We start from the raw sequence: 2,396 nt of genomic DNA on the forward strand, positions 1-2,396 counted from the left end.
TTCTCCAACGCGGCGGCGCGCTGCTCGTCGGTCAACTGGGGAAGGGCCACGATTCCTCCGTCTCGTCATCATCGACAACGTCGATGTTTTCCTTGTCCCGGCCAGGTACTTCGGCCAGAGACGACGACCGTACCCACGCCGTCTGACGAAATCTAACCCCACCCCCCCGTTTCCGGCTACAAATGCCCAGCGTATGGGGTTTGGGCGCGGCGCCGTCCAACCCGAGTCGGCCGCGATCGGCCTGCCCTCCCCTGGTGAATCGCGATCCCCGGCTACACGACCCCAAAAACCGCTCTGACCTAGCCTTTTGCTCCTTCTCGTCGGCCGGATGGGATGCCGCGCCATGGGCACAGCAGGGGCGTCGGGGGATGTGACCGGACATTCATGCCATTGACTTCGCACCTCGCGGCGTGTCGGGCGTGTCGAGGGCGGCTGCGGCAACCCTGCGGCATCTCCATCGGGGATCGATCGCGACAACCGCCGGCACCTCAAGGAGGCGGGTGAGCACCATGTTCGGCCACCGTCAGGCGGGAGTTCGGCGCCGAGTTCGTCGTGCTCGTGCCGCGAGCACGCGGATTCGCACACGGAAACCCGGTGGCCCCCAACGCCTGGTATTTGTGCGCAAACGCCCTAGCGGCGCAGCCAGAAACAGAGATCTGGGAACTCGATGGACTGACAGCAACTATTAAGGGTGGTTTTACATTTGCAAGGTCGAAGCCGCGGGTTAGCCGCCTAATGTTCCGGCCAGGTGGGTGGTCCACCCGGGGGTGTTTATGGGGGGTATGACTATGAACATTTCCGCTGAATACCGTTTCGGTAGAGAAAGTGGGAATTCATGATGATGACGACAGTCGGCCGTGCCGGCCGATGGGCTCTTGCGACGTCCGCGGTGTTGGCCCTCGGGGCTTTCGGGATCGGCGCGGCCAGCGCCGAGCCCAATGACGGAATCACCGGTGGCGCCGGCAACAACGGCGGGGTCAATGTCAACATGGGGCCCTTCGGCGGCGGAATGCATGCCGGCAATAACGGCGGCTTCAACTTCGGCCCTAACGGAATCGGCGCCGGCGGCGGACAGAACAACGGCGCCAACGTCAACATGGGGCCGTTCGGTGGCGGAATGAATGTCGGCAGAAACGGCGGCTTCAACTTCGGCCCTAACGGAATCGGCGCCGGCGGCGGACAGAACAACAGCGCCAACGTCAACATGGGGCCCTTCGGCGGCGGTTACCACGCCAACACCGGCGGGGGCGTCAACTTCGGCGGCCGGTAACGAGCAATCCAGGGCCTGCGTGGGCGCCCCAGCCAAGGCGCCCACGCAGGCCCTGTTGCGTTGACTCGGGCGACCGAGTCGGACCTAGATGAGTCCGACAGCTATCCCGCAGCGGCCAAATAGGCGACGCTGTCCCGCAGCCGCTCCGCCGCGGCACGCAGCGCACCTGCGTCCGGGCCGGCGCGCAGCACCTCCCGCGAGACCGCCGGCAGCAAAGTGCCCTGCGCGGCCCCTCCGAGCCCGGCAAGGGCCTCTGGGCGCCCTCCCTGGGCACCAATGCCCGGCACCAGCACAGGCCCGCCCAGCTCGCTCAGATCGGGCACCTCGCGCAGCGTGGCGCCCACCACGACCCCGATCGAGCCCAGTCCCACCGCAGCCCCGGCCCGATTGGCTTCCGCGGCCGCGTCGACGATCGCCTGCGCCACGGTGCGGCCGTCCGCGGCCTGGGCACGTTGCACGCTGGCGCCCTCCGGGTTGGAAGTGGCCGCCAACACGAACACTCCCCGCCGATGCTGCGCGGCGGTCTCCAGCAGCGGCTGCAGTGACCCGAAGCCCAAGTAGGGCGAGGCCGTCACCGCGTCGGCGGCCAACGGCGACTGCCCGGCCCAGGCGGCCGCATAGGCGGCCATGGTCGAGCCGATGTCGCCGCGCTTGGCGTCGGCCAGCACCAGCACACCGGCCTCGCGCAGCGCCGCGATGGTGCGCTCCAGCACAGCGAAGCCGGCCGACCCGTACGCCTCGAAGAACGCCACCTGCGGCTTGACGACGGCGAACCCGGTGAACGCCGCGACACACGTCTCGCTGAACGCGGCCAGCCCGTCCGGTGTCGCCGGCAGGCCCCAGGAGGCCAGTAACTCGGGATGCGGGTCGATGCCCAGGCACAACGACCCGCGGGACGCGGTCGCCTCGGCCAGGCGGGCGCCGAACCCCCGGGACCCCGTGGTCATCACTGCCCGCCGAGCGTGCTGTGCAGCTCCTGCAGCGAGCGCACCCCGATATCGCCCCGAATGCCGGCCTCGATGCCCTGCACCGCGGCGGCCGCACCCTGCACGGTGGTCACACACGGGATGTTGACGCCGACCGCGGCCGAGCGGATCTCGTAGCCGTCCACGCGCGGACCGGAGTT

Annotated in this window: 3 protein-coding genes; 1 reads left to right on the forward strand and 2 read right to left on the reverse strand. The window is 68.7% G+C overall.

Going from position 1 to position 2,396, the window contains the following annotated elements; all coding sequences use genetic code 11:
• The first annotated feature begins 835 nt into the window (after window positions 1–835).
• Complete coding sequence (locus AC2VOG_RS20975; RefSeq protein ID WP_486941737.1) at window positions 836–1,270, forward strand: hypothetical protein; 435 nt, start codon at window positions 836–838, stop codon at window positions 1,268–1,270.
• 101 nt (window positions 1,271–1,371) lie between these two features.
• Here AC2VOG_RS20975 and pyrF read toward each other — a convergent pair whose 3' ends face one another.
• Together pyrF and AC2VOG_RS20985 are read right to left on the reverse strand one after the other, a co-directional pair.
• On the reverse strand, window positions 1,372–2,217 hold the full coding sequence (pyrF, locus tag AC2VOG_RS20980) for an orotidine-5'-phosphate decarboxylase (protein ID WP_486941739.1): 846 nt from the start codon (window positions 2,215–2,217) through the stop codon (window positions 1,372–1,374).
• Window positions 2,217–2,396, reverse strand: a 180-nt coding sequence (locus tag AC2VOG_RS20985; protein WP_486941738.1) for a hypothetical protein, incomplete at its 5' end; no start/stop codon positions are given. The genes AC2VOG_RS20985 and pyrF, both read right to left, overlap by 1 nt.

It is taken from the genome of Mycobacterium sp. TH-M11 (assembly GCF_057473725.1).